Origin of the sequence: Mesorhizobium sp. Root695 (assembly GCF_001428185.1) — a bacterium.
Classification (GTDB): domain Bacteria; phylum Pseudomonadota; class Alphaproteobacteria; order Rhizobiales; family Rhizobiaceae; genus Mesorhizobium.
In genome coordinates this window covers 1-26,607 of sequence record NZ_LMHO01000003.1, presented here as the reverse complement: position 1 = coordinate 26,607, position 26,607 = coordinate 1, and the positions used below count along the sequence as shown (strand labels likewise).

10 protein-coding genes and 1 pseudogene are annotated in these 26,607 nt (G+C 64.0%); 4 read left to right on the top strand and 7 right to left on the bottom strand.

All coding sequences use genetic code 11. The features are described from left to right. Window position 1 precedes the first annotated feature (1 nt). Window positions 2–1,540: a trimethylamine methyltransferase family protein gene (locus ASD99_RS04265; protein WP_057142981.1), complete on the bottom strand. Its 1,539-nt coding sequence runs from the start codon at window positions 1,538–1,540 to the stop codon at window positions 2–4. A 217-nt stretch (window positions 1,541–1,757) separates the two neighbouring features. Between ASD99_RS04265 and ASD99_RS04260 the strand changes: the two genes are divergently transcribed. Next, the gene (locus ASD99_RS04260; protein WP_056582768.1) at window positions 1,758–2,348 is read left to right on the top strand and encodes a transglycosylase SLT domain-containing protein; all 591 of its coding nucleotides are present in this window, start codon (window positions 1,758–1,760) and stop codon (window positions 2,346–2,348) included. Window positions 2,349–2,835: 487 nt separating this feature from the next. Here the strand turns inward: ASD99_RS04260 and ASD99_RS04255 are convergent. From ASD99_RS04255 to ASD99_RS04230, 6 genes and pseudogenes are all read right to left on the bottom strand, one after another. Further along, window positions 2,836–5,121 (bottom strand): annotated as a pseudogene (locus ASD99_RS04255) (dipeptide ABC transporter ATP-binding protein); the annotation flags it as partial. A 67-nt stretch (window positions 5,122–5,188) separates the two neighbouring features. Further along, a complete protein-coding gene (locus tag ASD99_RS04250) occupies window positions 5,189–6,346 on the bottom strand; it encodes an ABC transporter permease (RefSeq protein WP_056582764.1) in 1,158 nt (385 codons plus the stop codon). An 11-nt stretch (window positions 6,347–6,357) separates the two neighbouring features. Then, the gene (locus ASD99_RS04245; RefSeq protein WP_082525270.1) at window positions 6,358–7,392 is read right to left on the bottom strand and encodes an ABC transporter permease; all 1,035 of its coding nucleotides are present in this window, start codon (window positions 7,390–7,392) and stop codon (window positions 6,358–6,360) included. Between the two features lie 227 nt (window positions 7,393–7,619). Beyond that, window positions 7,620–9,272, bottom strand: a complete 1,653-nt coding sequence (locus ASD99_RS04240) for an ABC transporter substrate-binding protein (RefSeq protein WP_057142838.1) — start codon at window positions 9,270–9,272, stop codon at window positions 7,620–7,622. Between the two features lie 266 nt (window positions 9,273–9,538). Next, entirely contained in the window at window positions 9,539–15,592 is a 6,054-nt protein-coding gene (locus ASD99_RS04235) for a translocation/assembly module TamB domain-containing protein (RefSeq protein WP_057142836.1), read from the bottom strand. A gap of 2 nt (window positions 15,593–15,594) precedes the next feature. After that, complete coding sequence (locus ASD99_RS04230; protein WP_057142835.1) at window positions 15,595–17,523, bottom strand: autotransporter assembly complex protein TamA; 1,929 nt, start codon at window positions 17,521–17,523, stop codon at window positions 15,595–15,597. 271 nt (window positions 17,524–17,794) lie between these two features. Here ASD99_RS04230 and ASD99_RS04225 point away from each other — a divergent pair, with 271 nt between their 5' ends. From ASD99_RS04225 to ASD99_RS04215, 3 genes are all read left to right on the top strand, one after another. Next, a complete protein-coding gene (locus ASD99_RS04225) occupies window positions 17,795–23,302 on the top strand; it encodes an alpha-2-macroglobulin family protein (RefSeq protein WP_057142834.1) in 5,508 nt (1,835 codons plus the stop codon). Between the two features lie 172 nt (window positions 23,303–23,474). Beyond that, on the top strand, window positions 23,475–25,565 hold the full coding sequence (gene pbpC / locus ASD99_RS04220) for a penicillin-binding protein 1C (RefSeq protein ID WP_156388927.1): 2,091 nt from the start codon (window positions 23,475–23,477) through the stop codon (window positions 25,563–25,565). A 57-nt stretch (window positions 25,566–25,622) separates the two neighbouring features. After that, complete coding sequence (locus ASD99_RS04215; protein ID WP_056583073.1) at window positions 25,623–26,306, top strand: M15 family metallopeptidase; 684 nt, start codon at window positions 25,623–25,625, stop codon at window positions 26,304–26,306. Window positions 26,307–26,607 lie beyond the last annotated feature (301 nt).

The window sequence follows — 26,607 nt, the reverse complement described above, 5'->3', positions numbered from 1 at the left end:
ATCACGGCTCGCCCTGCCCGATCGCTTCCTTGCGCCTAGCCATGTAAGCCTCCAGCGCCTCGCGCACGGCGATATCCATCACCGGCTCGACATAGTCTTCCAGCGCCTTCTTCCACAGCCGCGTCGCCCGCGCCGTGGCGTCGAGCCCGCCGGCCTCCTGCCAGGCTTCGTAATTCTGCCAGTTGGACAGCATCGGCTGATAGAAGGCGGTAGCGTAGCGCTCGAGCGTATGCGGCTCGCCGAAGAAATGCCCGCCGGTCGGCACCGCGCCAAGCGCCTCGACGGCAAGTTCCGCCTCGTTGACCTCGATCGGGCGCAGAAACTCCATCATGTGCTGGATCATCTCGACATCGATGATGAGTTTTTCGAACGACGCCGTCAGCCCTCCCTCCTGCCAGCCGGCGGCGTGGTAGACGAGATTGCCGTGGCCGAGCACCGCGCCCCACAGCGCCATCAGCGTCTCATAGGCGCCTTGTGCATCGGCGGCGTTGGAGGCCGAGCCCGGCGTCGTGCGGTACGGAAGCCGATAGCGCCGCGCCAACTGCCCTGACGCAATATTGGCCTTGGTGTTCTCAGGCGTGCCGAAGGCTGGCGCGCCCGACTTCATGTCGACATTGGAGGTGAAGGCGCCATACATGACCGGCGCGCCCGGACGGACAAGCTGCGTCAGCACGACCCCGAACAGCGCCTCGGCGTTCTGCTGCGCCAGCGCGCCTGCCAGCGTCACCGGGCTCATCGCCCCCATCAGCGTGAACGGCGTCACCGCCACCGACTGGCCGAACTCGGCCATGGTCATCAGCCCCTCGGCCATCATCTCGTCGAAGCGGCGCGGCGAGTTGACCGAGATGATGGTGGCGATGCCGGGATCGTCGCGCATCTGGTCAAGCGTCAACCCACGCGCGATGGCCATCATCTCGATGCCGTCCAGTGCCCTGCCCCGGCCGATCGCCGAGACATGGAAACTCTTGTCGGTCAGCGTCAGATTGGTGAAATAGGTGTCGAGATGGCGCGAGTTTGCCGGCAGTTCCACCGGCGCGCAGACCTGGTTGCCGAGCATGTGGATGCAGTTGAAATGCTGCGCCAGCCGGGTGAGATCCGAATAGTCGCGCAAATTGCCGGCGCGGCGGCCGCGCTCCATGTCGTGCACATTGGGCGGCCCGGCAACGAGCGTGAAATTGATCGTGTTGCCGCCGAGATGGATGGCATTGGCCGGATTGCGCGGCGTCAGCACGTAGCTGGACTGCGTGGTCTTCAGCGCCTCGTCGACCAGGCCGCGATCGATGCAGACATTCGCCGAGGCATGATCGATCCTGGCGCCGGCCTTCTCGAACAGCGTCAGCGCGCGCGGGCTCATCACCTCGATGCCGAAATTCTCCAGGATGTGCATCGACGCCTGGTGGATCTGCTCGATCTGGTCGGGCGACAGCATGGCCATCGGGGGATAGGGATTGGTCACCCGCCTGAGCGACAGTTGCGGGATGGCCGACGGACCTCTGTTGCTGGTGCGCTCGGCGCCGCGTTTGCGTCTTGGTTCGTTCATGCTCGGCATCAAAGCCCCGGCAAACCAGCCAAGCTGTCAGAAATACGCCGTTTGCGGGCGTGATTTTAGCCACGGCGGCATTTCTGTAATATCTGTTTAGATAAAACGACAAGACATGTCGGATTACTGATGCTGGATTTCCTTGAGAGACTGCGCCGGCGAAGCGTTAACGGACGCTGCAAGATTCCCTTTATGATTTCGGCCTATTGCTCTGCCAATGCGTAGTTCGAGTTTTAGTAAAATTGGTGCGGTTTGCGTGCTGCTGGCGCTTTCGGCCTGCGCCACGCCGCCCAATCACATCAACAATGTCTGCGCCGTCTTCGACCAGAATGACGGCTGGTTCGACAACTGGCAGTCGGCCGCCGAGCGCACCCAGCAGAAATACGGCATCCCCGTTCCCGTGCTGATGGCGACGGTGCGCAAGGAATCCGGCTTCAAGAGCAACGCCCGGCCGCCACGCACCAAGCTTCTCGGCTTCATTCCGTGGAAGCACGTCTCGTCGGCCACCGGCTTCTCGCAGGCGCTGGACGGCACCTGGTCGCAATATCAGCGAGAGACCGGCAACTGGGCGGCGCGGCGGACGAAATTCGCCGATGCGGTCGATTTCGTCGGCTGGTATCATTCCAAGACATCAGACACTTACGGCGTCGCCCGCAACGACACCTACAATCTCTATCTCGCCTACTATCTCGGCTGGACCGCCTATGGCCGCGGCAACCGGGGAGATGCCGGCGTGCAGGGCTATGCCCGGGCCACCGAAAAGATGGCACGGGACTACGCGCAGCAATTGAACGAGTGCGGCAGCTAAATAGCGTCCGTTCCCGTCAGCGCGGCTTCTTGCCGAACACCTTGCTGTATTCCGCCTCGCCGCCCTTGGCGAGCGCCTTGGCCTGCTTGACCCAGTCGTCGCGCTCGATGCGGCCATGGAATTTCAGATGGTCGTCAACCCATTCGCGCTCGGCCTTCTTCCACGCCGCGACCTGCGCATAGGTGAAGATGCCGAGGCCGTTCAGGATGCCCTCGATCTTTGGGCCAACGCCGGCGATCAGCTTCAGATCGTCCGGCTTGGCCGGCCTGGCGATGCCCGACGGGCGGTTCTTGTCGACAGCACTTGCGCCGGTCAGCCGGGCCGGCTCGGCAGTTCCGCTCGTCTTTGTCGCACCCTGGCCTGGTTTGGCCTGCCTCGTGGCTCGCCCAACAGCCGGTGCGACGCGTGCACTCTCCGCCTGACGGCCGTCACCAAGCGTTCTTGGCGTGAACGGCGCCGAGGTCGCGTTGGCATCCGTCGCGGGTGCGCCGGTTTCCGAAACCTCGTCGCGGACCTCGTGGCGGCGGGCTTTCGAAACGGCTTCGGTCTCCTCGGCAGCTTGCCCCACCGCATCGGCTTCCGCGCTGCCTGTCTTGCCATGCGGCCGGTTGGGTGGCGTGCCGACAAACCCAGGGCCATCGCCATGCGGCGCGTCTTCCGGCACACCCTCATTAGCCGCGTGTTCCTTGTCGAACTTGATCACCGGCTCCATCTTGGCCAGCACATCGTCGGAGAGCCAGCACAGGCTCATATGGCCGTCGCCGAGATGCTTGACCGGCGGCACCTTGGTCTCGCACAGATTGTCCGGCACCAGCTTCTTGTAGCCGCAGCGGGTCTGGAACGGACAGCCCGACGGCGGGTTCATTGCCGACGGAATGTCGCCTTCCAGCACGATGTGCCGCTTGACCACGCTGGTGTCGGCGATCGGGATCGCCGACAGCAGCGCCTCGGTATAGGGGTGATAGGGCGGTGCGAAGATCTGGTCGGTCGTGCCCTGCTCGACGATGTAGCCCAGATACATCACGACGACGCGGTCGGCGATGTAGCGCACGACGGACAGATCGTGGCTGATGAACAGCATCGTCGTCTTGTTCTTGCGCTGGATGTCCATCAGCAGTTCGGTCACCGCCGCCTGCACGGACACGTCGAGCGCCGAGACCGGCTCGTCGGCTACCACCACCTTGGCGTCGCCGGCAAAGGCACGCGCCACGCCAATGCGCTGCTTCTGGCCGCCCGAAAGCTGCCGCGGCTTGCGGGTCTCGAACGCCCGCGGCAGCTTCACCAGGTCGAGCAGTTCCAGCATGCGCTTGCGGCGATCGGCAACCGTCTTGCCTACATTGAACTTCTCCAGCGTGCGGATGATCTGCGAACCGACCGAATGGCTGGGATTGAGCGTGTCGAACGGATTCTGGAACACCATCTGGATCGACGATACGGTTTCGACACTGCGCTTCTCGATGCCGGTCGACTGGATTTCCTTGTTGCCCAGCGTCACCTTGCCGGCACTTGCCGTCTCCAGCCCGAGCAGCACCTTGGCCAGAGTCGATTTTCCGCAGCCGGATTCGCCGACGATGGCAACGGTCTCGGATTCGCGCGCCGTGAACGAGATCGTCTCGTTGGCCTTGACGACGCGACCTTCGCTCGAGCCGAACACCTCGCTGCCGCCGACCTTGTAGTATTTTCTCAGATCCTCGATCTTGAGCACCGGCGCACCGGGCACGACGCGCTCATTGACCTTCTTGGCGCCGGGCGGCAACGCGTCCCAGTCGATCTCGTTGAAACGCACGCAGCGCGAGAAATGGCCTTCGTGACCCGCGACCTCGATCATCGGGATTTCGGCGGCGTTGCAGACACCCTCGACGAAATGGTGGCAGCGCGGGCCGAAATTGCAGCCCTTGGGCCGCTCGTGCGGCAGCGGTAATTGGCCTGGGATCGAAATCAGCGGCCTTGAGTTCTTGTCGGCGCCCGGCAGCGGGATCGAGCGGAACAGCCCTTGCGTGTAGGGATGGCGCATCCGGTCGAACACGTCCTTGATCTTGCCGGTCTCGACCGCTTCCCCCGAATACATCACGGTGATGCGATCGCAGGTTTCCAGGATCAGGCCGAGATTGTGCGAGACAAAGATCATCGACGTGCCGAACTTCTCGCCGAGCCCCTTGACCAGGTCGACAATGCCCGCTTCCACCGTCACGTCCAGCGCCGTCGTCGGTTCGTCGAGCAGAAGCAGCGCCGGCTTCGACAGCAGCGCCATGGCAATGACGATGCGCTGCTGCTGGCCACCCGAAAGCTGGTGCGGATAGGAGCGCATCATGCGCTCGGGGTCGGGCAGCTTGACCGAGCGGACCATGTCGAGTGCGCGTTTGTAGGCCTCTTCCTTCGACACCTTGTCATGGATCAGCGGCACTTCCATCAACTGCTGGCCGACCTTCATCGCCGGGTTGAGGCTGGCCATCGGCTCCTGGTAGATCATCGCGATCTTGTTGCCGCGAATGGAACGCAACTCTTCGTCGGAGAGCTCGCCCATGTCCTTGCCCTGGAACTTGATCTTGCCGCCGACGATCTTCCCGATGTTGGAGAGGTCGCGCATGATGCCGAGCGACACGGTCGACTTGCCGCAGCCGGATTCGCCGACGATGCCCATCGCCTCGCCCGGCATGACGGTGCAGGAAAAATCCATGACGGCCGGGATCTCGCCCTTGCGGGTGAAGAAGGAGATCGACAGGTTCTCGATCTCGATGATCGGTTCTGAGGGATTTCGAACTGCCTCATTCATGGGTCGCTCCAATCCTGGTTCTTTCAGGCCTGATTCTCTCAGGCACGTCGGGTCGAAACCCGTGAGATCAGTCTTTCATCGATTGTTCGCGCAGCGAATCGGCGAGCAGGTTCAAGCCCAGCACGAACGACATCAGCGCGATCGTCGGCGGCAGCGCCGGGTGGATGAAGGAGCGCAGCAGGCGGCTGGCGTCCTTGATCGCGGTGCCCCAGTCCGGACTTTCCGGCGCCAGACCTAGGCCGAAATAACCGAGCGTGCCGAGCAGGATCGTGGTGTAGCCGATACGCAGGCAGGCATCGACGATCAGCGGCCCGCGCGCATTGGGCAGGATCTCCCACAGCATGATGTACCAGGGCGATTCACCGCGCGTCTGCGCCGCCGCCACATAGTCGCGCGTCTTGATGTCCATCACCAGGCCGCGCACGATGCGGAACACGCCGGGGCTGGAGGCGAACACCACCGCCACGAAGATGTTGAGCTGGTTGGGATCGATATGGACGATGTGCAGCGGGTCCCTGTCGAACACAAGGCCGAGGTAGATCCAGCCTCCGAGGATCAGGGTGATGCCGAGCAGGATGTAAAGCCGGTCGGGCCGGTTCTTGTAGCGCGTCCAGAACAGCACGCTGAAGAAGATGATCGGAAACAGGAAGAAGACGCCGGCCATGCCATAGGGGATCGGCGTGTCCATGATGCCAGGCGTCACCAGCAGGTAGAACAGCAGGATAACCGGGAAGGCGAGCACCAAATTGGCCAGGAACGACAGCACGGTGTCGATCTTGCCGCCATAGTAGCCTGCCGGCAGGCCGAGCGTGATGCCGACCATCAGCGCGAAGCCGGTTGCGGCAGGTGCGATGATCAGCACGATCTGGCTGCCATAAACCATGCGCGAAAACACGTCGCGCGCCAGCTTGTCGCCGCCGAACAGATAGGTCAGGCCCGATTGCGGTTCGACGGCGCCCGGCAGCACGTCCTTCATGATGGGGATCTGGGCCAGCGGATCGAAGGGCGAGATAGTTGCGGCGAAGATTGCCGTGAACAGCCAGAACAGGCAGATGCCGACGCCGACGATGCCGACGCCGCTGTCGAAGAGCTGGCCGTAAAGCGCCAACTTTTTCTTGTAGGCGAAGCTCGCCCCCATGACGATGAGGAGGGCGATCCAGACGGGCCAGAAGCGCGACAGCACTTCGAGAACGACGGTGAAGCCACTGATGTATTGAACCGGCATCCGCTTCGCCCCTACTGAACTCTGATACGCGGATTGAGAAACGCGTAGCCGACATCGGAAATGAGCTGCGTGATCAAGACGATGAACACCGAGACCAGCGAGCAGCCGAGCAAAAGGTCGATGTCGTTGTTGCCGGCCGCCTCGACCAGCGTATAGCCGAACCCCTGGTAGCGGAACATCACCTCGACGATGACGACGCCGGTGAGCAGCCAGGGAAATTGCAGCATGATGACGGTGAAGGGCGCGATCAGCGCGTTGCGCAACGCGTGTTTGACCACCACGCTGCCGAACGAGAGCCCCTTCAATCGGGCGGTGCGGATATATTGCTGTGTCATAACCTCGACCATCGAAGCGCGCGTCATGCGGGCGATGTAGCCGATGCCGTAGATCGCCAACGTCATCACTGGCAGCGTGAAATTATAGAAGGTGATGCCCTGGCTGGCCGAGGCCGCCGAGCCGTTCAGCCAGCCGAGCCATGAGGCGAAGATGACGGTGAAGATGACGCCCGACACATACTCAGGCGTCGCCGTCGAGGCGATCGAGGCCACCGACAGAACACGGTCGGTTCGCGACCCCTCGCGCATGCCGGCAAGGATGCCGATCAGCAACGAGATCGGCACCATTACCACCAGCACCCAGAACATCAGGATGCCGGTGGCGCCGAGCGCGGGAAACAGTTTCGAGGCGACCGTTGCCTTGAACTTGGTCGAGCAGCCGAAATCGCCTTCGAGAACGCCGGAGAACGTCGAGACGAGCGGGTCGTTGCAGAAGGAGAAACGCTGGGCCGGCTTGCCGGTCGCCGGGTCGGTCACCGGCTGCTTGGGCACGAGGCCCAGCCACTGCCCATAGCGGACGAAGAAGTTCTGCCGGTAGCCATGGTTGACTAGCCAGCTCTCGAGCTGCTCGGCCGATGTGTGCATTTCGGTCTGGCTGATCGCCAGCTTCTTCAGATTGGGTTCGAGGTTGATCAGGAAGAAGACGACCATGGTCAGGCACAGCATCGTCAATGCCATGGTGCCAAGACGCCTGATAACGAAGGAAAGCATGGCGGCCCCCTGCCGATGGGTTGGGGTTCGAGCCGGCTATGAAAGCCAACCCTGCCGTGACCGGCAGGGCTGGCTGTCAAACAGGCCTTCGGATGCGATCAACCCTGTTTTTGTCGCATCACCTTGCCCGTGAGTCCGCAACTTTTTTGAGAAAGCGCGGACCAACAGGGACGGATGATGCAAAGAGCGACGGAAAGGGGCGACGCCCCTTCCCCTTGTCGGTGCGATCAAGCCTGGTCGAGCCAGACCTTGCCGTAGTCGCGCTCGAAGGTCGGGTGCATCTTGTAGTTCTGCACCGCCTTGACCGAGTGGCTGTAGAGCTTGCGCCAGTATGGCTGGATCAGGATGCCGGAATCCTGCAGGATCTGCTCGATGTCCTTCATCATTTCCTTGCGCTTGGCGGCGTCGGCAACGGCGAGCGCCGCATTGAGCTTGGCATCCCAGTCCGGGTTCGACCAACCGGCCTCATTCCAGGCCTCGCCGGTGCGGTAGGCGATGGCCAAGACCTGAACGCCGAGCGGGCGCATGTTCCAGTTGGTCATCGACAGCGGATACTTCGTCCAGTCGTTCCAGAACGTCGAACCCGGCAGAACGGTGCGCTTCACCTTGATACCGGCGTCGCGCAACTGAGCGGCGATGGCATCGCCGGTGTTCTTGTGCCAGTCTTCGTCGACGGTAATCAGCTCGTGTTCGAAGTCGGCCTGCCCGGCTTCCGCCATCAGCGCCTTCGCCTTGGCCGGATCACGGGCAATCTTGGGCAACTCGTAATATTCCGGATGGATCGAGCAGACATGGTGGTTCTCGGCGACCGAGCCGGCATTGCCGTAGCCAAGCTGGAGGACGACATTGTTGTCAACGCCAAGCTGCAGCGCGTTGCGCACCTTCTGGTCGCCATAGGGCTTGTTGTTGACGTTGGTGCGGCAGACGATGGTCGATGCGGTGACGATCTCCGACTTTACCAGGTCCATGCCGTCGAGGATCGACACGTAGTCGGCCGAGGTCTCGAAATTGGTGTGGACTTCGCCGGCTTCGAAAGCACTGACCATGGCCGCCGGATCGGTGCCGTAGTCGATGAATTCCAGCCCATCGAGGAACACTTCGCCATCCCACCACTTGTCGTCGGTGCGGCGCTTGTAGACCACTTTCTGGCCGACATCGTAGGAGACGAGCTCGAACGGGCCGGTGCCGATCGGGCAGGATTTGAAATCGCCGCCCTTCTCATCGAAGCTCTTGTGGACGATCAGGCCGGGATAGTCGCACATGTTCGGGATCAACGCGATGTCGGGCTTGGTGAGCTTCAGCACCACCGTGTGATCGTCCGGCTTGCTGACAGCGCTTTCGTCGAGCTTGTCGTCCTTGACCAGTGAGCCGAGACGGCCGGGCATGGAATTGCCTTCGGCTTTCTTGTCGGCCCAGCGCTTCAGGTTGAAGATGACGTCATCGGCGGTGAAGGCATCGCCATTCGACCAGGTGACGCCCTTGCGCACATGCAACGTATACTGCGTGGCGTCGTCGTTGACGTCCCAGCTCTCCAGCAGATAGGGCCGGAACGTGTATTCGGATGTGTACTTGACCAGCGGCTCGAGCGCCTGGCGCTCGGCATTGGCGATTTCCGACCAGTCGGCCTTGCGCGGGTCCTTGGGATCCTTGATCCACTGGGCGATCTTCAGCGTGCCGCCCTTCTTGCCTTTTACCTCTTCGGCCTTCGCCGGCGTCGGGTCGGCGAGGCCGAGCAAGCCGTAAGCCATTGCCGTCGACGCACCGAAGACGCTGGCCATGGCCAGGAATTCGCGGCGATCGACCTTGCCTGCCTTGGCTTCTTCGGCCATGGCCAGGATGTGATCCGGAACGCAATCGCCATTGCTCTTGTAAATTGTCATGACTTAACTCCCATTGTTGGCTTTCCGCCTTGTAACATTCCGCATCCAGGCCATGATGTCAAAGACGGCGTGGATTGAGAACATGTTAGCGAATGTGCAACTTTGAAAACGGAGCGGTTCGCGTGATAACGACAGTCTTGGCGCAAAATTGCTACTGCTCGTCGGATTCCTTTGGAATCTGGATAGTCGATTAAACTGAGACATTTACTGGGCCCCCGACAGCGCCAGCATCGAGCCAGCATGGGGCCAAAAGTCCCGCTTAAGTATCAGTATTCCTTCTCGTAAAAGATGCCACCCTTGGCTTCGCCCGCGTCGTTGGCCTCGCCGCGCAGCTTGACGCCGCGCCCGACATTGAGGTCGATCGTCGCCTTGCCAGAACCCGGCTTGTCACCCTTCTGGATCGTCACATAGGTGCGGTCGTTGAGGTACTTGCCGGCCGAAACCGCCGTGCCGCCCTTGTCGTCCGTGGTGACATCCAGATCGTCGACGCCGATGGCGCTGCGCAGGTTTTCAAGCAGCGACGTCGAGCCGCCGACACCGGCCAGTTGTCCGGCCGCTTCGGCAAGCTGGGCGATCTGCAGCGGCGACAGATTCGACATCGAGCGGCCGAAGATCAATTGCGCCAGCACCTCGTCCTCGGGCAGCGCCGGCACCGAGGAGAAGGTGAATTTCGGATTGGTCGCCTCGCCCGACACCACGATGGTGACGGTGGCGCTGGTCGTCGTCGTCGTCGCCGTCAGGTTGAGATAGGGCACCAGCGAGCCGGAGAAGCCGACCGTGCCTTCGGTGAAGGTCAGCCGCTTGCCGAGGATCGACAGCCGTCCGCGCTGCAGGGTGAAGGTGCCGACCGCTTGCGGCGATGAGGCCGGGCCGGTCAGCTTGAGCGAGCCGCCGAATTCGGCATCGACACCCCTGCCCTGGATGAAGATCTGGTTCGGCGCGTTGACCGTGACATCGAGCGCGAGGCCCGTTCCGCCGCCCTTGCCGCTGGTCGTCGGCGGCCGCAGCGCCTTGTCCTGCGCCCTGACCGCACCCGGCGCGTTCTTGTGCTTGACATCGAGCGCCGCCAGCGAGCCCGGCAGCTTGTCCGGAACCGTGATCACTGTCTTGGCGAGGTTGACGGTTCCGGCAATGACAGGTGCGGATGTCAGCGGTCCCTTGATCGTCAGGTCGCCGCCGAGATTGGCGGTCACCACACGGCCGTCCGTATAGCGGCCGTCGACCAGCTTGATCGATAGGTCGGCCGGGAAACCCTGCGCCGGGTTGATGCCAACCGTGCCGCTGGCCGACAGGCTGCCGCGCGTCGACAGCGTTCCCGTCAGCCGGTTGATCCTGGCGACGCCGCCGGCGATCGAGACATCGGCGGCGAGATCGTTGACCGCGAGGCCCGAGCGCGCATCGACCAGGCGCGCACCGGAAGTGTTGACGCTGCCGCCGATGACAGGCGATGTCGCTGGACCGCGCACCTGCACGTTGACATTGGCGGTTCCAGACAGCGACAGGCCTTGCGCTGCGAGCTTCTGGCTGAGCAGGCCGAAGGGCACGGCACCATTGAAATCGAGCACCAGCGCCGGCGTGCCTGACGTCGTCACGGTGCCGCCGCCCTTGAGCCCGAGGCCGGCTCCATCGCTGAGATTGGCATTGAAGGTCAGCTTGCTGGCGGCGAAGGTGCCCGACGAGGAAACACTGACCGCACCGACACCAGCACCTCGTGTCTGTGACGTCTGCACGCCGGTCGCGTCGATGTTGAAGGCAACCGCAGGGCTCGCTGGCGCACCCGTCACCTTGACCGTGCCCGAAATCGAGCCGGCGGCGTCGAGGCCCGGCGAGAAACTGTTGGCGAGCGACATCGGCACCCGCGCCAGCGTCGCGTTGATGTCGAGCGCCGTGCCGACCTTGCCGGTCACCGTCGCCGTGCCGCCGCCAAGGTTGATCACCAGCCGGTCCAGCGTCGTCGTGCCGTTGGCGATGCTGACGGTCGACGCCTGGGCGATCGCCGCCTTGATGCCCTGTACGGTCGCCTGGCCGGACGCAAGCTCGATGGTCGTCGTGCCATTGGCCACTTTCACGCGGCCAGTGGCCTTTACCGGAATGCCCTTGACGGTTGCGCCGCCGGAGAAGCCGGTCCAGTCACCGTCACGCTTCAGATCGACATCGATGCCGCTGATCACGGTGCCACCCGACGTGACGGTGTTGGCGCGGATCTTTCCGGAGATCACGGGTACTGCCAGATAGTTGGCGACCAGCGCATCGATTGAGACAGCTTTCGCCTGCAGGTCGCCCCGCGTAATCGACGCTGTCGTCGCCTTAATCGCGACCTGCGGCGCGGTGCCGTTCTTCGAGAAGGCGATCGTGCCGCGCACGTCGCCTTCGGCCTTTTCCAGTGCAAGCGCCGCCAGCGGGCCGATATCGGGCAGGTCGAGCGCGATGGTGCCGACCGGCACGAACTTCTCGTCCAGCGCCAGATCACCGGAAATCCTGTTCTTGCCCAGCGACAGCAGCAGGCCGTTGATGGCGCTCTTGCCGTCCGCCGTCGCCAGCACCGCACTGCCTTGCAGCGCCTGGCCGGCGACATTGCCGGTCAGTCGCACATTCGCCGCCGGGTTGGCGGCATCGGCCTTGCCGGTGGCGGTCAGCTTCAGCCCGGTGATCTCGCGCGATGCCACCAGCAGCCGGTCGCTGTCCACCGTCAGCGACAGATCCGGCGCCGTGGCCGGCCCCTGTGCGTTCAACGCAAAGGCAATGGCGCCCTTGGCATCCTTCGACAGCAGCGAGATGTCGCTCAGCGCACCCTTGATGTCGGCGGTGATCTTGTTGTCGGCAAGGCTCGCCTGCCCTTCGGCGGTCAGTGCGCCGGAGGCCAGCTTCAATCCATCGACATTGACATTGCCCGACGCATCGCGCTTCAGCGCAGCGCTCAGTTGCGCGCGTTCTGCAAACACCCCGCGCACCGCAGCCGGCAGCGCCGCCGAGGCTGCATCGGCTTTCAAATTGAGGTCGATGGCGCCGTCGGCCAGCGATACCCGACCAGTGAAGCCACTGTTCAGCACGTCGCTCGTCACCGAGCCGCTGTCGATGGTGATGGCCTCCGTGGCCAGGTTGCCGGCGACCTTGGCCGTGACCTTGCCGGCGATCAGCGGCGCGATGGTCGGATTGTCGAGGCCGATCTTTTCCGCCGACACCGTGCCGGAGATCGGTCCTGTGCGGGCCTTCAGGTCAAATGCATCGGAATGCAGGGCGACCGCGACACCTTCGACCCTGGCCAGCTTGGTAGCGACCGAAGGCAGCGACGCGGAAATGTCGAGCCGGGGCTGCGTGCCCTGCCCCGCCGCCTTCATCGAAAGGGCCTGCAACTCGAGCTTGATCGGGCTTTCCACGCTGCCCAGAGTCAGCGGTAGGCTTGGACCGGTCGAATTGATGTCGAGAGCGAAATCGCTGGCACCGTTCGGGTTGAGGGTGCCGGTCGCCTTGCCGGAAATCTTGTCTCCGGTCAGCGTCACTTGATCGAGCACAACACCGCCGGCCATGGTGTAGCTGCCTGCCGCGTCGACAGCGAGCGCCCCGAGCCCCGCCTGGCGGGTCTGGCTGGTTTCGACGCCAGCCAGCTGCGCATTGAAGCGGACGTCTGGAGCCGCTGGCGATCCGGTCACCTGCGCCGTGCCGCCAAGCGTGCCCACCGCATCGAGACCGGGCGAGAAATCATTGGCGAGCGCCGCCGGCAGTGCCGAAAATTGCGCCGCGAGGTCGAGTGTCTGGCCGGCGGTACCGGACAAGGTCACCGAACCGCCGCCGATATCGAGCGCCAGTCGCTCGATGCTGGCAATGCCGTTGGCGATGCTTAGCGTCGAGGCTTCAGCGATTGCCGCCTTGATGCCGCGAACAGTCGCTTCGCCCGAGTCGATCTCGACGCTGGTCGTGCCGTCGGCGATCTTCACCCGGCCGGCAGCCGTTGCCGGAATGCCAGCTATGGTGGCGCCGCCGGTGAAATTGGTCCAGTCGCCGTCGCGCTTCAGGTCGACGCCGATGTCGTCGATTTCGGTGGTACCGGAGGTGATGCTGTCGGCCTTGATTGAACCCGCGATCGCCGGCGCCTTGAGATAGTTCGCGATCAGCGCATTGACGGTGATGGCCTTGGCCGTCACGTCACCGCGCGCGATCGACGTGCTCTTCGCGTCGATGGCGACGGAAGGCGCGTCGCCCTCCTTGGCAAAGCGGATGGTGCCGTCGATGTCGCCCGTCACCGCCTGGCCGGCCAGTGCGGCCAGCTGGTCGATAGCGGGCGCGTCGAGCGTCAGCGTGCCCAGCGGCATGTACTTGTCGTCCAGCGCGAGATCGCCCGAGACCTTGTTGTCGCCCAGCGAGACCAGGAATCCGTTGATCGAACGCTTGCCTTCGCTCGTCACCAGCGCCGCCTTGATGTCGAGCGGCTGGTCGTTGACGGAACCGGTCAGGGAGACATCGGCTGCGGGGCTGGCAATGTCGGCCTTGCCGCTCGCCGTCAGCTTGATGCTCTTCACCGTACGGCCCGAGGCGGTCAGGCTGTCGCTGTCGGCGGAGACCGTGAAATCCGGCGCCGTCATGGCGCCGCTGGCCGACAGCGCGAAATCGATACCGCCAGCAACCGGCACGCCGACCATCGGCGACAGCACCGAAACATCACCCAGTTTGCCCTTGATGTCCGCCTGGATGTCGGTGCCTTGCATGCTGGCCGTGCCGGCGGCGCTGAGCGTGCCGGACGTGAACTCGATCGAATTCGCGGCGAAGGACCCCTGCGGATCGCGCGTCGCGCTGGCTGAGAATTTCACCCGGGCGCCGAGCACCGAGGCGATCTGCGGCGGAAAGGCCGTCGCCACGGCATCCGCGTTCATCTTGAGCTGCATCGACAGGTCGGCAAGTCCTACCGTGGCTGTCAGCGAAGCGTTGAGGGCGTCGGAACGCAATGTGCCCTGGTCGATGGCAATGGCGTCCTTGCTGATCGACCCGGCCAGATCGACATCGACCTTGCCGGTGATCAGCGGCGCCAGTGTCGCCACGTCGGTCTTGAGACCACCCGCTGCCAGCTTGACGCTGACCGGCCCGGCGCGGTTCTGGATGTCGAAACCGTCGGAATGGATCTGCGCTGCCAGATCGTCCAGCCGCGTGCCGCCGGCGACGATCGAAACGAAGGAGGCGCCGATGTCGATGATCGGCGCCTTGCCGTCGCCGAAGGCGCGGGCGGTGGCATTGCTGATCGCCAGCGTGATCGGCTGCGCCTTGCTGCCGACGCTGATCACCACAGGCGGGCCCTTGGCGGCGAGTTCGACCGAGAGATCGCTGGCGCCGGCAGGATCGACGATGCCGGTCGCGGTGCCGTGCACCGCATCGCTCTCGATATTGGCGCGGTCGACACTGACGCCACCGGCTGATGTCGCGGTGCCCGCGACATCGAAACTGGTCTTGCCGGCAAAAAGCGGTTTCAAATTCTCCGGCAGGAAGCGGGCGAAGTCGCCGTCGCCCTTGGCTTCGACGTGATTGCCTTTGTCGGTCAGCTGGTGGCGGCCCGTCAGCTGGGTGACGATCTTGCCGTCGACCGCGAACGTGCCGATGCCGTTCCAATTGGCGAGCGGCCCCGTCCCCGAGACGATTATGTCGACCGGCGGCGCATCGGGCAGCTTGAGCAGATTGGCGATGATCCCGCCTGCCGGCTCCGAGGCCTTGAGGTCGAGGTCGAGCCTGTTGTCCGCCGGCGCAAAGTGGATCTTGGCGTCGACTTTGCCTTGCTTGCCGTCATGGCGGGTGACGTTGAGCGTCGTCTCGACCGCCAGGGGCGCGGCGTCGGCCTTGAGCATGCCCTTGGCGGCGAGTTCGGCGATGCCGCTGCCGGCAAGGTCTTGCCCCAGCGCAATCTCGGGCAGGTCGATTTGCTTGATATCGAGCGAAACCGGCAGCGTCGTCGTGCCGCTGCTCTGCGCTGGCTGCGTGCTGGCCACCGGCAACCGCGCCAATTCGATGCGCTCGGCTGCGATGCGGTCGGCGCTGAAGTTTTTCGACAGCAGCGCCAGCGGCGACCAGTCGACGGCCACCTTGCGTGCCACCAGCCAGGCACCCTCGCGATCCTCCAGCACGACATGGTCGACGCTGAGCGCCCCGGACCAGATGCCATCTATGCCGCTGACCGTAATCTTGCGGTCGTCGCTCGAAGCCAGGCGCGAAATAATGCCGGCGAGATTGTCGCGTCCGCGCTCGGTCTTGGTCAGCACCACCAGCGCGCCGATCGCTCCCGCGACCACGATCAGCAGCGTGTAAAGGACGATGCGGAGAATGCGCCAGACCGTCTTCATCGTCAAAATGCCTGCCCGATGCCGGCATAGATGCCGAAATGCGGGTCGCCCGGATCGCGGTTGAGCGGCACGGCCGCGTCGATGCGAAGCGGCCCGAACGGCGTAACATAGCGCAGACCGACACCGGCGCCGACCTTGACGTCGGAGAAATCTGGAACCGACTTGGTCGACACCGTGCCGGCATCGACGAACGGCACGATGCCGATCGTGTCGGTGATGGCGATGCGCATCTCGACCGAGGTTTCGAAGAAGGACAGACCGCCGATCGGCTGGCCGGTGAAGTCCTTGGGGCCGATCCCCTGATAGGCATAGCCGCGCACCGAACCGCCGCCGCCGGAATAGAAGCGCCGGTCAGCCGGCACGTGTTCGAGGCTGGTGCCGACGATCGAACCGACAGCGACACGTTCGGCCAGCACGAACTTCGAGGCTGAATCCAACGACTGATAGGCCGAACCCTCGCCCTTCAGCTTGAGGAAGGCGGCACCGCTCAGAATCTCATAGCTGGGCTCGGCATAGGCCAGCATCCGGAAGCCGCTGGTCGGGTTCAGCCGGTTGTCCCTGTTGTCATAGACATATTGCAGCGGAACGCTGGCGATCAGGTATTTGTGCTTGCCGAAAGCGTCGTGGATGCGGGAATAGTCGAGCGCCACCTCGGCGGAAACCGTCTGCTTCTTGGTCAGTTCGTAGGACAGGCCGGTGCTGCCCTTGACCGAGAAATGGTCATAGGCATCAGGATGTTCGAGCACGGTCTTGACCCTGGCGAAGAATTTCGATGCCGGCCCGATCACACCAGGTTTTTCGAACATGATGCCTGCATTGTAGTTGAGCTCGCTGAGGTCATTGCTGCCGATGCCGCTGATGGCGCCTTCGATGCGCAGCTTCTCGGCTCGTCCAAACAGGTTACGGTGGCCCCAATAGCCTTCCAGGCCCAGCCCCTCGGTGTTGGAAAAGGTGCCGCCGACGCCAAAATAGTGCGGCTTGCGCTCGCTGACCTGGACGCCGATCGGAATGTTGCCATCGGCATCGAGCGAGTCGGCTTCCTTGAACGTCACGCTGTTGAAGACCTCGAGCGCCAGCAGCCGGTCGCGCGCGTCGCTGATCTCTTGCGGCGAGTACTGCCGGCCGCGCTTGAGGCCGGTCATGTATTCGGTGAAGTCGCGATCGACCTTCTCGGTGCCTTCCACCGTGGTCGGGCCGTAGCCGGCGACCGGCCCGGCGGCAACCGTCAGCGTCACGTCGAGCGTCGAGGTGGCATGGTCGGCGACGATCTGGCGGTCCGTCACCTTGGCCAGCGGCCTGCCTTGCTCCTTCAGCGTCCGTACGATCAGTGCCTCGGCCTTGAGCACGGCGCCGGATCCGGCGTCACCGCCTGATATCAGGCCATAATCGGCGCTCATCAGCCCCGCCGCGTCGCCTTGCAGCCTGATATTGCCCAACGTGAATTTCGGTCCGCTGGCGATATCGATGACCACCGGTACTGGCTGCGGACCCTTGAATTCGGCATCGGGCGGCAAATCGTCGAGCGGCTTGCCGTCTATGGTGACGGTGACGACGCCTTCGTAGCGGGCATCGGCATAGAGCGCGGCGACCAGCTGCTCGCGATCGCTGCGTGCCTTGGCCATCAGTCCGAGCGAGCCGGAAACGGGACGGCCCTCGTCATTTTTCAGGGTCGAGGCGTTTTCCAGCTTCTTGACCAGATCCCTATCGGCGTCGGGGGCATTGATGGTGACGGCATAGCGCATAGGATCGACAATGTCGGCATCCTCGTCGTTGGACGATCCCCACAGCTTGATGCCGAAAAGCTCGAAAGCCGCCGCCGGCCGCGATTCGGCGACCAGCGCGGTCGAGCACATCATGGCCAAAAGCAGGGCGCGCGGAAGTGCACGCCCTGGCGCGCGTCCTCCTGACATCTGCTCTTCATGCGCCGGCATTAAGACAACCTAGGTTATAAAACTAAAATTGGAATGAAGTTCTGAAGCGCTCGTAAAGGGGCCACAATCCAATTGTCTGAAATAGGGTGGGCTTGGAATTCACACCTTTTGCGTCGCCGCAAGAAAGCGTGATCCCCTGTCCTATGGAGGTACTACCGGCCACTGGCCGGAAAGGAAACCGTTGGCAGGCGGAACCCTGCCGCGTCCCTGCGTTGACAAGCTTGACTGAAGCTTGATCATGCCTGGACGTTAGCACTGTCTGGAGGGTGTTATGGCAATGCGCGCGGCTCGTGGTCTGTCGATCCTGATTCTTCTGTTTTTTGCCTGGGCCAATGTCTTGGCCTGGAGCGGTGTCGCGCAGGCCGCCGAGGCTCGGCGAATCGCGACGACGGACAATTCCGATTATTTCGGCTTTGATCTCAGGTCCGACCAGAATGTGACCCTCGACCAATGCAAGACGACATGCCTGGGAGACCCGGCCTGCCGCGCCTTCACTTACAATAAAAAAGCCAAATGGTGCTTCCTCAAATCCGACTACAACCAGCTGAAAACCTTCAATGGTGCGGTCGCCGGCAAGGTCGTCAACATCGATGGCGATCCTGATATCGGCGCGCCGCCGGAACTCGCCTTCTTCCCCAACTGGATGGCCGATCAGGCCCAGCAATACCGCAAAAAGCTGCTCGGCCCGGCCTATGACAAGCCGACAGAGGGCATGGCGGCCTTGATGAACGCCGCCGAGCAGGCTGTGCTGACCGGCGACCACCGCTCCGCCATGTTGAAATACGAAGCCGCGGTCTCGGTGCTGCCCGACGATGGCCAGCTCTGGCTCAACCTGGCGCGTGAAACTCTGGCCGTGCAACCGGGCGCCAACACCTCCGATGCATCCACTTTGCCGGCAAACGGCACCTCGGCTGCTTTCAACGCCTACAAGCTGCTGCGCACCACCAAGACGCGCGCCGACGTGCTGGCGCTGCTCGGCAACGGCCTCGACAAGCGCGATCTCTACCGGCCGGCCTTGCAGGCCTATGAGGCCAGCCTTGCCCTGGTCCCTTCGCCCACGGTCCAGGCCGATTATGCCGATCTCAAGGCGCGCAAGGGTTTCCGCGTCATCGACCACACCGTCGATGCGGACACCAGCGCGCCGCGCATCTGCGCGCAATTCTCCGAGGATCTGGTCAAGACCGGCGTCGACTACGCGCAATTCGTCACCGTCAACAACGCGCCGCCCAAGGGCGTCGAGGCCAAGGACAAGCAGATCTGTGTCGAAGGTCTGGAGCACGGCCAGCATTATGATGTCACTTTCCGCGCCGGCTTGCCGGCGGCCATCGGCGAGGTGACCGCAGCTCCCGTGGTGCTGTCGATCTATGTCCAGGACCGCGCACCGTCCGCCCGCTTCACCGGCGACAGCTTCGTGCTGCCGGCCGGCGCGCGCCGCGGCATTCCGGTCGTCACCGTCAACATGAACGCCGCCGAAGTGAAGCTCTATCGCATCGGCGACCGCTCGCTGGCCCAGCTTCTTTCAGGCTACCAGTTCCTGCATCAGCTCGACGGCTATGACATCTCCAACATTTCCGAGCAGATGGGCGAGCCGGTCTGGCAAGGCCAGCTCGACATTGCCAATGATCTCAACAAGGAGGTCACCACTTCCTTCCCGGTCGACGAGGCGCTGCCGCAGCGCAAGCCAGGCGTCTATGTGCTGACCGCCCAGGCCGTCAATGACAAGAGCGACGACTACAATTCGATGGCCACGCAGTGGTTCGTCGTCTCCGACATCGGCCTGTCGACCTATACCGGCCAGGACGGGCTCAATGTCTTTGCCCGTTCGCTGGGCAGCGCCAAGCCGATAGCAGGCGCCGAACTGACCCTGGTTGCCCGGAACAATGAGGTTCTCGGCACGGCGACATCGGATGCCGACGGCCACGCCGTCTTCAACCCCGGCCTGACGCGCGGCGACGGCGGCATGGTGCCGGCTGTGCTGATGGCTAAGCAGGGCGACAATGACTTCGTCTTCCTCGACATGGGCCGGGCCGGCTTCGACCTGTCCGACCGCGGCGTCACCGGCCGCGCAGCGCCCGGTGCGCTGGACGTCTATGCCTGGACCGAACGCGGTATCTACCGCGCCGGCGAGGATGTCCATGTCGCGGCGCTTGCCCGCGACGGCGCCGCCAAGGCGGTCGAAAACCTGCCGCTGACCTTCATCTTCTCGCGCCCCGACGGCGTCGAGGATCGCCGCATCGTCAGCGCCGGCGCATCGGCCGGCGGCCATGCCGTCGACCTGCCGCTCGAACCCAACGCCATGCGCGGCACCTGGTCGGTGTCGATCTACACCGATCCCAAGCAGCCGGCGGTGGCCAGCCAGATGTTCCTGGTCGAGGATTTTGTGCCGGATCGCATCGAATTCGACATGAAGGCCGACAACCAGGAAATAGCCCAGGGGGAAACCGCGAACATCACCATTGACGGCCGCTTCCTCTATGGGGCGCCGGCAGCAGGCCTGGCGCTGGAAGGCGAGTTGACGCTGTCGACATCGCGCGACTGGGACCGTTTCCAGGGCTTTTCCTTTGGCCTCGCCGACGAGCAGTCGGCCGAACCCACCGTCACCCCCCTCGCCGATCTGCCGGTGGTCGGCGATGACGGCAAGGTGACCTTCCCGGTCTCCGTCGAGCAACTGCCCTCGACCACCAAGTTGGTCGACGCCAAGGTGACGGTCAGGATGCGCGAAACCGGTGGCCGCGCCATCGAGCGTTCGCTCAACATCGGCATCCGCCCGCAAGGCCATATGATCGGCATCCGTCCAGATTTCGCCGACAATGAAGTGCCGCAGGGCGGCACGGCCAGGTTCAGCCTGATCGCCGTCGACCCCGACGGCAAGCGCGAGGCGCTGAAAGGCGCGCAGTGGACGCTGGTCAAGGTCGAACGCAATTACCAGTGGTACCGTTCCAACAATTCCTGGAACTACGAACCGGTCACCTTCACCAAGTCGATCGCCAACGGCCAGGTCGACCTCAGCGCCGACGGCGACGCGACGGTCTCCGTGCCGGTCGACTGGGGCCAGTATCGGCTCGAGGTCGAGACATCGGATCCCGAGGGACCGGCGACCAGCTACGAGTTCGATGCCGGTTGGTATGTCTCCTCGACCACCACCGAAACGCCTGACGGCCTCGAAATCGCCCTCGACAAGGACACCTATGCCGCCGGCGAAGTGGCCAAGCTGAAAGTCTCGCCGCACTTTGCCGGCGAACTTCTCATCAACATCGGCTCCGACAAGCTGTTGAAGACCGTCACGGCGTCAGTGCCGGCCGGCGGCAGCACCGTCGACATTCCGGTCGGCGACGACTGGGGCGCCGGCGCTTATGTCACCGCAACCCTGTTCCGACCGGGCGATGCGCAGGAAACACGTATGCCGACACGCGCCATCGGCGTGAAATGGCTGAAGGTCGATCCAGGCTCGAAGAAGCTCGCCGTCACCTTGACGCCGCCGGACAAGACCATGCCGCGCCAGCAGCTGTCGATCCCGGTTTCCGTCGCCGGCGTGCAGCCGGGCAGCAATGCCTATGTCATGGTTGCCGCCGTCGATGTCGGCATCCTCAACCTGACCAACTACAAGGCACCGGATCCGGAGAACTGGTTCTTCGGCCAGCGCATGATGGGCATGGAAATCCGCGACATCTACGGTCGCCTGATCGACGGCTCGCTTGGCAACACCGGCAAGCTCAGGACCGGCGGCGACGGCGCCAACATGCAGGCGCAAGGCAGCCCGCCGACCGAAAAGCTGGTCGCCTTCTTCTCCGGTCCCGTCGGGCTCGATGCCGACGGCAAGGCGCGGATCGACTTCGACATCCCACAGTTCAACGGCACCGTGCGCGTCATGGCCGTCGCCTGGACCAAGGAAGCGGTCGGCCACGCCCAGACCGACGTGATCGTGCGCGACCCCGTCGTGATCGCCGCCGGCCTGCCGCGCTTCCTGGCGCCTGGTGACGCCGCCGTCATGCGCCTTGATGTCGCCGATACCGATGGCCCTGCCGGCGACTATGCGCTGTCGATCGAAACGACGGGCGACCTGTCGACGGGCGACAAGCCTCTGCCCCAGACGCTGACGCTCGCCCAGGGCAAGCGGCAGACGCTGACCGTGCCGCTGATCGCACAGACGGCCGGCAATGCCTCGCTTACCATCAAGCTCGCCCATGCCGACGGCACCAAGGTCGAGCAGACGCTCTATGTCCCGGTGCGTCCGGCGCAATTGCCGGTCACCACCCGCCTGGTGGTCGACCTCAAGGGCGATGGCGGCGCGCTGCGTGTCGACAGGGAACTGCTGGCGGCCAGCCTGCTCGATGGCGCTTCCGTCAGCGTCGGCGTTTCACAGGCCGCCGCCTTCGACGTGCCGTCGCTGTTGATGACGCTCGACCGCTACCCCTATGGTTGCGCCGAGCAGACCACCAGCCGCGCCATGCCGCTTCTCTACGTCAATGAATTGGCATCCGGCATCGGCATGGCCAGCGATCCCGACATCCATGGCCGCATCCAGGACGCCATCTACAAGGTTTTGAGCTACCAGGCCTCGGCCGGCAGCTTCGGCCTGTGGGGTCCGGGCTCCGGCGATCTGTGGCTCGATGCCTATGTCACCGACTTCCTGACCAGGGCGCGCGAGCAGAAATACGACGTTCCGAGCCTGGCGATGAACCAGGCGTTGAGCAACCTGCAGAACTCGCTCGGCTACGACCAGAGCGTACAGGACCGTGGCAGCGAGATCGCCTACGCACTCTACGTGCTGGCCCGCAACAAGAAGGCCTCGATCGGCGATCTGCGCTACTACGCCGATACCCAGCTCGAAGCTTTCTCGAGCCCGATGGCCGTTGCCCAGTTGGCGGCGAGCCTGGCGCTCTACGGCGATACGCCACGTGCGGAATCGACCTTCAAGACCGCCCTGCAGCTCGCCAAGTCGACCACCGACTACGACTACTACCGCTCCGACTACGGCTCGCGGCTGCGCGACGGCGCGGCGATGCTGGCGCTGGCGGCGGAATCGAAGCCGGCGCCGGCGATCGTGCCGGAGCTGGTCAAGCTGGTGACCAGGGAACGCGCCGAAGCCCGCTGGACCAGCACCCAGGACGAATCCTGGATGCTGCTGGCGGCCCGCGCGCTGAAGGAAGGCAATGATACGATCACGCTGACTGTCAATGGCGCGGCGCATTCCGGCGGCTATTCCAACCAGGTCGACGGCAGTGACCTGGTTGACAGCCCGCTGACCATCGCCAACACCGGCAAGACCCCGCTGCAGGCCGTCGTCACCACGGTGGCGTCGCCGGTCCAGCCCCTGCCGGCCGGCGGCGACGGCTTCACCATCAGCCGCACCTACTACAAGCTCGATGGCACCGAGGCCAACGTCACCGAGGCGACGCAGAACGAACGCTATGTCGTCGTGCTCAAGGTCAACGAGCAGAACACATGGCCGTCGCGCCTGCTGGTCACCGACCTGTTGCCGGCTGGCTTCGAGATCGACAATCCCGGCCTGGTCTCCAGCGCCCAGTTGACGAACTTCTCGTGGCTGGCGCAGACCGATGCGGCTCATCTCGAATTCCGCGACGACCGTTTCGTCGCGGCGTTCAACCCGGCCGACGGCGACCACGACCACAATTTGACCCTCGCCTATGTCGTGCGCGCGGTGACGCCGGGCACCTATGCGCACCCGGCGGCAACGGTGGAGGACATGTACCGGCCGCAATATTCGGCCCGCACAGCCACCGGCATGATGGAGATCAAGGCGCCGCAAAGGCGCTGATGGTGACGATCATGAAAATGGCGATTGCGCTTGTGAAAGCTCCCACCTCCCCGTCACTATACGGGGAGGTGAGGCGTGGTCCGCGCAGCTTACGAAAAGCCAATTGCTTGCCTTTTCGAACGACGAAAACCCGAAGGGCCGTCGTGCCGGCAGGCGAATGAGGGGCGGCGCTATGCTCTCCAGGAAATTCTTCCTACGCACAGCCATCGCCACAGCGACCGTCGCCGGCCTTGCGGTCCTCTCCGCAGCCAGCATCTGGGAACTCGACCGCGCCTTCCCGCCTCCGCTGCCGACCGAACTCACGGTCTCGACCGAAGTCCAGGACCGCGACGGCCAGCTGTTGCGCGCCTTCGCCACGCCGGACGGCTACTGGCGGCTCGAGACCCGACTCGACGAGGTCGACAGGCAATTCGTCGACATGCTGGTCACCTATGAGGACAAGCGTTTCTGGGACCATGAAGGTGTCGACGTGCTGGCGCTGGCGCGCGCCGCCGGTCAGTTCGCCGCCAGCGGCCACATCGTCTCCGGTGGCTCGACCCTGTCGATGCAGCTCGCCCGGCTGATCGAGCCGCGCGAAAGCCGTAGCCTCGGCTCCAAGATCAAGCAGATGCTGCGCGCCATCCAGATCGAGCGGCGGCTGTCCAAGCGCGAGATCCTCGAACGCTATCTGACGCTGGCGCCCTATGGCGGCAACCTGGAAGGCGTGCGCGCCGCCTCGCTCGCCTATTTCGGCAAGGAGCCGAAGCGGCTTACCGTTTCCGAATCCGCCCTGCTCGTCGCCCTGCCGCAACTGCCGGAAAGGCGCCGGCCCGACCGCAATCTGAAGATCGCCCACGCCGCCCGCGACCGGGTGTTGACCCGCATGGTGTCCTCCGGCGTGCTCGGCGAGCGCGAGGCCGCACGTGCCGCCCTCGATGATGTGGCGGGCCTGCGCCGCACGCTGCCGGCGCTCGCCGCGCACGCCGCCTATGCGATGCTGCCCAAGGCCGTCCCCGGCCAGCCCTTGCAGCTGACGATCCGCAAGAGCGTCCAGGAAGGGCTGGAACAGGTGGCGAGGGACGCGGCTACCAAGCTTGGGCCCCGCCTGTCGGTCGCCATGGTGCTGGCCGACTCCCGCACCGGCGACATCCTTGGTGAAGTCGGCTCGGCCAATTTCTTCGACGCCAGCCGCTCCGGCTGGATCGACATGACCAAGATCGTCCGCTCGCCCGGCTCGACGCTCAAGCCGTTCATCTACGGTCTTGCCTTCGAACAGGGCCTGGTGGCGCAGGAGACGCTGATCGACGACAGCCCCGTCGATTTCTCCGGCTATAGGCCGAAGAATTTCGACATGGGCTATCAGGGTGATGTCAGCATCCGGCAAGCGCTGCAACTGTCGCTCAACGTGCCGGCGACCCGCGTGCTCGACGCGGTCGGGCCAACGCGGCTGATGGCGCGCTTCCGCCAAGCCGGGGTAAATCCCATACTGCCGGTCAACGAAGCGCCGGGCCTGGCCATCGGCCTTGGCGGCGTCGGGGTGACACTACGCGACCTCGTCCAGCTGTACACAGGGCTCGCCAATGGCGGCAAGACGCACACGCTGCATGACGGCACGGAGCCTGCCAATTCAGAGCGCACCACCGCCACCATCCTCGACGGTCAGGCCAACTGGCAGATCATCGACATATTGTCGGGCGTCAAGCCGCCCGAGGGTGCCTTGCAGCGCGGCATCGCCTACAAGACCGGCACCTCCTACGGCTACCGCGACGCGTGGTCGGTCGGCTTCGACGGCCGCTATGTGCTGGGTGTCTGGGTCGGCCGCCCCGATGCCGGCGCGGTGCCCGGCCTGTCTGGCTATGTCTCGGCCGCTCCCATCCTCTTCGAGGGTTTTGTCCGCTCGGGCCTGGCCACCGTCCCATTGCCGAGCAAGCCGCCCGGCGTGTTCAGCCCCAGGCGCGAGGACCTGCCGGTGACGCTCGCCCGCTTCGGCGCCGGATCGGACGGCCTGGTGCAGGCGACAGTGACCGAACCCGCGCCGACCATCATCTTCCCGCCCGACGGTGCCCGCGTCGATCTCGGCACCAATTCAGCCGACGCCTCGCCGCTGGTGCTGAAGCTGCAAGGCGGTCGCGCGCCGTTCCGCTGGCTAGCCAACGGCAAGCCGCTGACCGGCATCGACCGTCGCCGCACCGCGACCTGGCAACCTGACGGCGCCGGCTATTCGACACTGACCGTCATCGACGCCGCGGGACGCGCGGCCAGCGTCAAGGTGTTCGTCGAGTGAAAGTGTCCGTTGAATAGAATGCGCCAGGCGATTCAGCGCATTGGCTTTTGCACGCTGATGCTCCCAGTCTTCGTTCCGCCGGCACATGCCGACGCCCTGCCCGCCGGCTTTGTCCGGCTCGCCGATGTCGACCCCTCGATCCGCCAGGATATCCGCTACGCCGGATCGGACAATTTTCTGCACCGCAAGGTGAAAGGCTATGACGCGCCGGCCTGCATCCTCACCCAGCAGGCCGCAAAGGCACTGTCCGCCGTCCAGAAGACGATCGCCGCCAGAGGCCTGACCCTGGTGGTGTTCGATTGCTACCGCCCTGCCCGCGCCGTCGTCGACATAGGCGGCTGGACGAAACAGGACGGGCCAGCCGATCCGCAATGGTATCCCCGGGTCAAGCGCAGCGATCTGATCGCCAAGGGCTATGTCGGAGAACTATCGGCCCATTCACGTGGCTCGACCGTCGACGTCGCCATCGCTCGAACGGACGGCAGGTCCAGCCCGAACCCAGCCTGCGGCGCCGTTGATGCCGACACGCTCGATTTCGGCACCGGCTTCGACTGCTTTGACCCGATGAGCGAAACCGCCCAACGCGGCCTCGCCAGTGAAGCGGCGGCAAACCGCAAGATGCTTGTCGATGCCATGCGCGCCGGCGGCTTCAAGAACTATGCACGCGAATGGTGGCACTTCACGGTGGCAAGTGAACCGTTCGCCAAGGAGCGTTTCGACTTTCCCATCACCACCGATTGAGGCGCCGGACCAAATTCCTCACGGCCTTGCCTCGGCGCTGCTCATTTCTAAATAGGCTGGTGGCCGGCATGGATTCGTTTCGGAGGCTGAGGAGGAAAACATTTCTCCGTACAGCGAAAGATCGTCGAACATTTTCTCCAGAGGGGTAAAAAACGCAACATTGAATGCATCTAATTTCTATCAATTCGGTAGATTTAGCGCGAGTTCAACGGAGGCAGAAATGACCAAACCTCATTTCAGGAAACTGCTCGGCGCACTGGTCGCCACATCTGTCCAGTTCGGCACGCTCGGTTTCGCGTTT

Excerpts from the sequence above, each read along its gene's own strand:
- ASD99_RS04265 (WP_057142981.1), bottom strand. The coding sequence starts at position 1,540 with ATGAACGAACCAAGACGCAAACGCGGCGCCGAGCGCACCAGCAACAGA.
- ASD99_RS04260 (WP_056582768.1), top strand. The coding sequence starts at position 1,758 with ATGCGTAGTTCGAGTTTTAGTAAAATTGGTGCGGTTTGCGTGCTGCTG.
- ASD99_RS04250 (WP_056582764.1), bottom strand. The coding sequence starts at position 6,346 with ATGCCGGTTCAATACATCAGTGGCTTCACCGTCGTTCTCGAAGTGCTG.
- ASD99_RS04245 (WP_082525270.1), bottom strand. The coding sequence starts at position 7,392 with ATGCTTTCCTTCGTTATCAGGCGTCTTGGCACCATGGCATTGACGATG.
- ASD99_RS04240 (WP_057142838.1), bottom strand. The coding sequence starts at position 9,272 with ATGACAATTTACAAGAGCAATGGCGATTGCGTTCCGGATCACATCCTG.
- ASD99_RS04235 (WP_057142836.1), bottom strand. The coding sequence starts at position 15,592 with ATGAAGACGGTCTGGCGCATTCTCCGCATCGTCCTTTACACGCTGCTG.
- ASD99_RS04230 (WP_057142835.1), bottom strand. The coding sequence starts at position 17,523 with ATGCCGGCGCATGAAGAGCAGATGTCAGGAGGACGCGCGCCAGGGCGT.
- ASD99_RS04225 (WP_057142834.1), top strand. The coding sequence starts at position 17,795 with ATGGCAATGCGCGCGGCTCGTGGTCTGTCGATCCTGATTCTTCTGTTT.
- pbpC (WP_156388927.1), top strand. The coding sequence starts at position 23,475 with ATGCTCTCCAGGAAATTCTTCCTACGCACAGCCATCGCCACAGCGACC.
- ASD99_RS04215 (WP_056583073.1), top strand. The coding sequence starts at position 25,623 with ATGCTCCCAGTCTTCGTTCCGCCGGCACATGCCGACGCCCTGCCCGCC.